5 protein-coding genes are annotated in these 7,157 nt (G+C 64.3%); all 5 read right to left on the bottom strand.

Annotated elements, in window-relative coordinates:
- A partial coding sequence (locus JNK68_00635) for a gamma-glutamyltransferase (protein MBL8538852.1) occupies window positions 1–282 on the bottom strand: 282 nt, incomplete at its 3' end.
- Window positions 283–1,819: 1,537 nt separating this feature from the next.
- Window positions 1,820–2,452, bottom strand: a complete 633-nt coding sequence (locus tag JNK68_00630) for a hypothetical protein (protein MBL8538851.1) — start codon at window positions 2,450–2,452, stop codon at window positions 1,820–1,822.
- 220 nt (window positions 2,453–2,672) lie between these two features.
- Complete coding sequence (locus JNK68_00625; GenBank protein ID MBL8538850.1) at window positions 2,673–3,230, bottom strand: Slp family lipoprotein; 558 nt, start codon at window positions 3,228–3,230, stop codon at window positions 2,673–2,675.
- A 35-nt stretch (window positions 3,231–3,265) separates the two neighbouring features.
- Window positions 3,266–6,340, bottom strand: coding sequence for an efflux RND transporter permease subunit (locus tag JNK68_00620; GenBank protein ID MBL8538849.1), 3,075 nt, complete (start codon window positions 6,338–6,340; stop codon window positions 3,266–3,268).
- Window positions 6,337–7,157 (bottom strand): efflux RND transporter periplasmic adaptor subunit (locus tag JNK68_00615; GenBank protein MBL8538848.1); only part of this gene is annotated, 821 nt, incomplete at its 5' end. The genes JNK68_00615 and JNK68_00620, both read right to left, overlap by 4 nt.

The following is a 7,157-nucleotide window of genomic DNA, read 5'->3' as shown; positions in this document are numbered from 1 at the left end:
GACCTCGCGCCCGTCCACCACCACCTCGAAGCCGTCGGAGGCGCGATGCAGCAGCCAGAAGCCGCCGCCGCCGAGCCCGGAACCGAAGGGTTCGACCATGGCGAGCGCGGCACTCACCGCAACGGCCGCATCGAAGGCGTTACCGCCGGCGGCGAGGACTTGTTCGCCCGCCCGGGTGGCCAGCGGATGCGCGCTGGCAATGGCCGCTTGCTGCTGTGCGACCGACGCGCCCGGGAGCAGCAGAAAGAAGGACAGGAAGAGCGCGCTGAAGACCGTCGGCAGGCGCACGTTGCGCACGGTGCGCTGCCGCCTTACCAGCCCCAGGGTCCGTACCAGTAAGGTCCACAGGCCGGCCCGAACAGGACTATAGTATTGATCACTATCAGGAATCTGGTCGTGGTTTGCTACACACACTTGCCACAGCGAACTTGAGATTGCCAGACTACCTCGTTCGGCACCGTAGTGGTTACCCCCTCCGCGTCCCCGTGCCTTCCCCGCTCCGGTCTCGTCTCGGGCTTCAGGAATCTGGCGGCCCCTCCCCGACGATCGCAGGACAGCTATCCGCGTCTCTCGCGCCATTGGGGCACGCCTCGCGCTCGCGTTCGACAGGAGGCAATGGCAATCCGCTAGACGACTCACTCTGCCGCTCAATCCGACAGACTATCCTGGCTGCGTCCGCCCTATTGTCTGCGCGGTCCTGCAACCCAATCCCGATCCGTCTGCGCAACCGCGTTTCTGAGCAGATGATCTACGGTCACGCTTGCTTAACCAAAGGACAGAGTGCCATCTCTATAAAACCCCGATCCCCGTTGCCGAGATGTGCTACCCATCGAGACTGAGGACCAATCTTATGCTTGCGGCGCTTAACAAGGCGCACCATCCTAGCCCGTGTGTTCAACAGTAGAGCGTTATTCTCAGCTGTTACAACTTCGGAACGGATAATTGCAACGAACCACCGCATGTCCGGGAGGGGCCAGACAACCAACGGAGGAGCCAGAAGTTCAGCCGGGCTAGGCTCTCTCGACATAGGCGCGGTGAAGTAACAGTTCACGGAAATCGCCTCACCCAGGGCCGGAGCTGCTAGCCAGTGAACCTTGTCGAGATTCCCTTCTGCTAGCTCTCGCAGTTCACTCTCCGGAAAAATCAGCTTGAAAGCGACTGCAGCTGTGAGAGGGGAAGCTGAGGGTATCCGCCATCTAACTATATGCCTATCACGGTTAGCGATCCCGCGGTGCTTATTCTTTTCGAACCATGCATTCGTGCGGGACCACTGACCACACCCTGACGCATGAAGGCTTACCTTCATCTCCGAACCCATCATCCGTGACGCCAAGTAGATGCTTCCATCAGACCCGCGGGTCAGCACCCAGACCGAAGAACGTTTACCGCCCTCGGCCCCCACTGCGAACTCCTGGTGTTCCTTTCGCGCCGCCGTTGCGCTCCACTCGATCTTACCTACAAGGCTACTGATGATCGCGGTAGCCCAATCTGTGAGCTTCCGAAACACTTCCGCTCCCTTGTTTGTACTGGCTGGATAGACAGCTAGCTCTCTCCGGGGTTCTTGGCGAGCTAATGTACCTTCGGTGGCGACGGAAGTGCGAAGTGCGAACGGGTAGCGGGCCTCTCGCAAGGGAGCCTCTCAACTTCCCCGCTGCGGTCATCGCCTCGGGCTTCTGAACGTCTCCCATGCAGGATACCGGGAGGTAGCACGACCGAACAGAGGCCGAGGAGGCGAGGTGGCACGCCCTCCCCTCGTGTTACCAAAAGGGAAGGACCCACCCAGTGCGGAGCGTAGGCGATCAACCTAGAAATGGTGCCCTTAGTTGATCGCCGAGAGTATCTCGCTCTCGAATCGACCCGTAGAGACACACTCGGTTGCCCTACCATCGCTTTTCGGTGCGAAACTGGCGCCCGACCCCGAGTTGAAATTGATCGTTTCGCTGGTTGTATCGGCCCTCGCGTTAACGTCAGTGACGCGGACGGTTCGCGTTAAGACGTAACGCGTTGTCGCTGTAACACGGGTACTTGAGGGTGTAATCTCTTCGAACACCAGATTCATTCGGCCTTCCAGCGCCATCTTGCGGTCGACACGAAATAGATTGCTTGTCATCACTTCATAGCTTTGCTCAGCCCTGGACGCCGGGAATTGGTAAGTGCGTTCTCCACGCGCGTTCTTGACGTAAGAGGTAACCTGACCGCAGTCAACATACTGTTCGGGGTCGCCGCTATAGCTGAGATTGATGAAGCCTGAACCCTTGTCCATGTTGTTGATGACGAAGAACTGCTTACCGAGGGCCGGAACCGCCGCATTCCAGACTACTTCTCTCGGCTTCTCGATGACCTTCGAGTTTGATAACTTCTCCGGCGGAGTCGGGCGGACATAGTCGACCTTCCCGGCGCACGCGGTGACGAGCAATAGAAAGACTAATGGAATGCGGGTCGGACCTTTCATTTTCGTGTTCTCCCTGACATGACAGCGATATTATCCGCGACGGGGTCGGACGGTGCATCACCCCCTTGTCCGCGGGCGTGGGCGGTCAGGGACGCGAACAGTCGGTGCAGCCGTCAAGGCGCCCTTCGGGCTCGACCTCACTGCCTCAGAGTGGGAACTGAAACGCGCGGACGCGGCGCCCAGTGGCAGAAGCGCACGTTGTGCACGGCGCGTTGCCGTCCTACCAGCCCCAAGGGCCGTACCAGTAAGGCCCCCAGGCCGGTCCGTACCAATACGGTCCCCAGACCGGCCCGTACCAGAACGGCGGGCCCCAGTAGGGACCGTAGTACGGCGGCGGCAGGTACGCGGCGATGGGCCAGAGATACGCGCTCTCGATGCGCAGCCGCGGAAAGCGGTACGGCGCCGCGTCGACCGTGCCCTCGGTCACGCCTTCCACCGTCCCCAGCACGGTGACACTGCGATCCTTGGCATAGACGGCCGGATCGTAGAACCCCGGTCCGCAGGCGAGGAAGCGGCCGAAGCTCGCGTCGGTGATCATCGGCCGCGCGCTGCCATCCAGCGGGCGGCTCAGGATCTCGATGCAGGTCGTCTCCGCCTGCGGCGTCACCGCCAGAATGCTGCCACCCCAGCGGGTACGCTCGCCGACGCCGGCACCGCCGCCATCGCGCACGACGTTCGGCGTCACCGAGGACAGTTGCGGCGCCTGCAGTGTCTGCGGCACCGAAGCGCAGCCCGCACTCAGAACGGCGATGAGCCAGAGATACGAGTAGACACGCATGGTCGACGGGATTCCAGGGGACGCAAACTTCTCGGTCAGACTGACGCGGCCGTGCTTGGTTCGGGCGGGCGCGGGAGGCGGAACCAGGCCGCGTAGAGCGCCGGCACGAAGTAGACGGTAAGGAACGTCGCCACCAGCAGGCCACCCATGATGGCGATCGCCATCGGCCCCCAGAATGTGCTCTGCGCGAGCGGGATCATCGCCAGGATGGCCGCCGCCGCGGTCAGCACGATCGGCCGGAAGCGCCGCACGGTCGCCCCCACCACGGCCTGCCAGGGGGCGTGCCCCGCCGCAATGTCTTGGTCGATCTGGTCGACGAGGATCACCGAGTTGCGCATGATCATGCCGGCCAGCGCAATCGCGCCGAGCATCGCCACGAAGCCGAACGGCACGTGGAAGAGGAGGAGGAAGAGCGTCACGCCGATGAGACCGAGCGGCGCGGTGAGCAGCACGAGCAGCATGCGACTCACGCTCTGCAGCTGGATCATCAGCAAAGTGACGATCACGATCACCATGATCGGCACCACGGCCGCCACCGATTTCTGGCCCTTGCGGCTTTCCTCGACGGCGCCGCCGATCTCGATGTGGTAGTCGTCCGTCAACTCCGCGCGGATCGGGTCGAGCAAGGGATCGATCCGGGCCGTGACGTCGGGCGCCTGCACCGCGCCGACGACATCGCCGCGCACCGTCACCGTCGGCAGGCGGTTGCGCCGCCAGATGATCGGCTCCTCGAAGTCGTAGCGCAGGGTGACCACCTGCGAGAGCGGGATCGAGCGTCCGCTCTGGGTGTGGATGTTGATGTCCTTGAGGTTGCCGAGGTCGAGTCGCTCGTCCGGCTGCGCACGCGCCCGCACTTCGATCAGCTTGTCGCGTTCCCGGAAGTAGGTCACGCTGTGCCCGCTCAGCACCGCGTTGACGAAAGTCGAGAGATCCTGCGAGCTCACGCCGACGACGCGGGCCTTGTTCTGGTCCACTTCGAGCCGCACCACCTTCGACGGCTCGTTCCAGTCGAGGTGAACGTTGTTCGCTGCCGGATACGCGCGAACGACAGCGGCGACGCGTTCGGCGAGCGCGCGCACCCGTGCGGGGTCCGGGCCGCTCACCCGAAACTGCAGCGGCCAGCCGATCGGCGGCCCGTTCTCGAGGCGCTGCACGCGCCCGCGCACCATCGGAAAACCCTCTTCGAGCGCGTGATTGAGCCGGGCCAGGACGCGCTCGCGCGCCGCGTTGTCGCGTGTGACGAGCACGTACTGCGCGAAATTGTCGTGGTTCAACTGCTGGTCGAGCGGAAGATAGAAGCGCGGGGAACCGCCGCCGATATACGACACGAAATTCACCACGTCGCCGTCACCGCCGAGGATCTCGTCGAAGCGCTCCACCTCAGCCTGCGTCGCACGGATGGAAGCGCCGCCGGGCAACCACAGATCCACCAGCAGCTCCGGTCGGTTCGCCGAGGGGAAGAACTGCTGCTCGACGAACCGGAAGCCGACCAGCGCCGCCAGAAACAGTCCCGCCGTCCCCGCGATGACCGCCCTGCGGTGCGCCAGACACCATTCGACACTTTGCCGCAGCCGGCGGTAGAACGCCGTGTCGTAGACCTCCGGGTGGGCGGCGCACGAGCCTGCATAGTCGGGCAGGATGCGAAAGCCGATCACCGGTGTGAAGACCACCGCCGCGACCCAGGATACGAGCAGCGCCGTCACCACCACGACGAAGATCGAGAATGTGTACTCGCCCGCTGCCGACCGTGCAAAGCCCACCGGGATGAACCCTGCCGCCGTCACCAGCGTGCCGGTGAGCATCGGGAACGCTGCCGTCGTGTAGGCGAAACTCGCCGCGCGCATGCGGTCCCAGCCCTGCTCCATCTTGATCACCATCATCTCGGTCGAGATGATGGCGTCGTCCACCAGCAGGCCGAGCGCGATGATGAGCGCGCCGAGAGAGATGCGCTGCAGGGCGACGCCGAAGATCAGCATGAACAGAAACGTGACTGCGAGGACCAGCGGAATGGAGAGCGCGACGACCATCCCCGCGCGCAGCCCCAGGCTCACGAAGCTCACGCCGAGCACGATCACGAGCGCTTCCAGCAGTGTCCGCATGAACTCGTTCACCGAGCGCTCGACCACCTGCGGCTGGTCGGCCACCTGATGCATCTCGATGCCGACCGGCAACCGCGCCTTCACCGCGGCCATCGTGTGCTCGAGATTGGCGCCGAGCGCTAGCACGTTGCCGCCGCTTGCCATCGAGATTGCGAGCCCGATGGCGGGCTCGCCGCGGTAGCGCATCTTCATGGTCGGCGGGTCGACGTAGCCGCGGTAGACGTGCGCGATGTCGCCCAGCCGGAAGAGCCGGCCGTTGGCGCGAATGCCGATCTCGCGCAGGTTCTCGACCGACTCGAAATCGCCGGTGACGCGGATGTGGACGCGGTCGCTCGGCGTCTCGACGCTGCCCGAGGGCACGACCGCGTTCTGCTGGCGCAGCGTGTTGAAGATGAAGAGCGGATCGACGTGCAGGGTGGCGAGCTTCTTGTGCGAGAGCTCGATGTAGATCTTCTCTTCCTGCACGCCGATGAGTTCCACCTTCGACACGTCGGGCAGCCGCAGCAGTGTCTGCCGGACGTCGTCCACCACGTCCTTGAGTTCCGCGTGCGTGAACCCTTCGCTGGTGAACGCGTAGAGGGTGCCGAAGGTATCGCCGAACTCGTCGTTGAAGTACGGGCCGTGGACGCCGCCCGGCAACAGGTCGCGGATGTCGGCGACCTTCTTTCGCACCTGGTACCAGGTTTCCGGCACGTGCCTGGGCTGGGTGGAATCCTTCAGCGTGACGAAGATCAGCGACTCGCCGGGCTTCGAATAGCTGCGCACGTGATCGAGCCAGGGTGTCTCCTGCAGCTTCTTCTCGATGCGGTCCGTGACCTGCTGCTCGACCTCCGCCGCGGTCGCACCGGGCCACAGGGTGCGCACCACCATGACCTTCACGGTGAAGGCGGGATCTTCGGCGCGACCCAGCTTGAAGTACGCGAACACGCCCGCAAGCAGCAATGCCGCCATCAGGTAGAGCGTGAGCACCTGGTGACGCAGCGCCCACTCGGACAGATTCACGCCCTTCACGAGTCGGGAAACCTCACTTTCTGCCCGGGCACCAGCTTGTGCACGCCTGCGGTAACCACCCGGTCCCCGGCCTTGAGCCCCTGCAGGACCGTGAAGGTGTTCTCGTGATACTCACCGAGCCGCACGGGCACGAGGTTCACAGTTGCGGTCGCAGGATCCACGACCCAGACCGCTGCCGTTCCGTCCTTGCGGTAGAGCGCCGCCAGCGGCAGTTCGATCGCCTGTTCCGCCAGGGCGCTGCCGAGCAGCACATTGGCAGTCATGCCGAGGCGCACGCGCGCATCGGCATCGAGAATGCTGACCTTCACCGTGTAGGTGCGCGTGACCGGCTCCGCACCCGGCGACACCTCGCGCACCTGCCCGTGGTACGTGACCGTCGGGTCCGCCCAGAGATTCACCCGGATGTCGCTTGCGGCCTTGAGCTCGTTCAGCCGGTTTTCGGGCACGCTGATCACCACCTCGCGCTCGCCGCCGCGCGCCATGCGCATGACCGTCTGCCCCGCGGCGACGACCTGGCCGGACTCGGCGAGGATCGCGGTGATGACGCCGTCGCCATCGGCATGCAGCGTCGCGTATGCCGCCTGGTTTTCCGCCACGCCAAGCTCCGCCTTGGCCTGGGCGAGCCGCGCCTTGGCGACGCGCTCCTGGTTGCGGCGGCGGTCGAACTCCGCCTCGCTGATGAAGCGCTTGTTGAGGAGATTGCGATAGCGCTCGAGGTCGGCCGCTGCCTGCTGATAGTCCGAGCTCGCCGCCTCCAGCTGCGATCGCGCCGACAGGATATTGAGGCGCAGGTCCTGCGGATCGAGCCGCGTCAGCG

It is taken from the genome of Betaproteobacteria bacterium (assembly GCA_016791345.1).
Taxonomy (GTDB): Bacteria; Pseudomonadota; Gammaproteobacteria; order Burkholderiales; family JAEUMW01; genus JAEUMW01.
This window is presented reverse-complemented; position numbering and strand designations above follow the sequence as displayed.

What these genes read in the sequence shown, in the direction of transcription:
- JNK68_00630 (MBL8538851.1), bottom strand. Translation starts at nt 2,452, where the DNA reads ATGAAAGGTCCGACCCGCATTCCATTAGTCTTTCTATTGCTCGTCACC.
- JNK68_00625 (MBL8538850.1), bottom strand. Translation starts at nt 3,230, where the DNA reads ATGCGTGTCTACTCGTATCTCTGGCTCATCGCCGTTCTGAGTGCGGGC.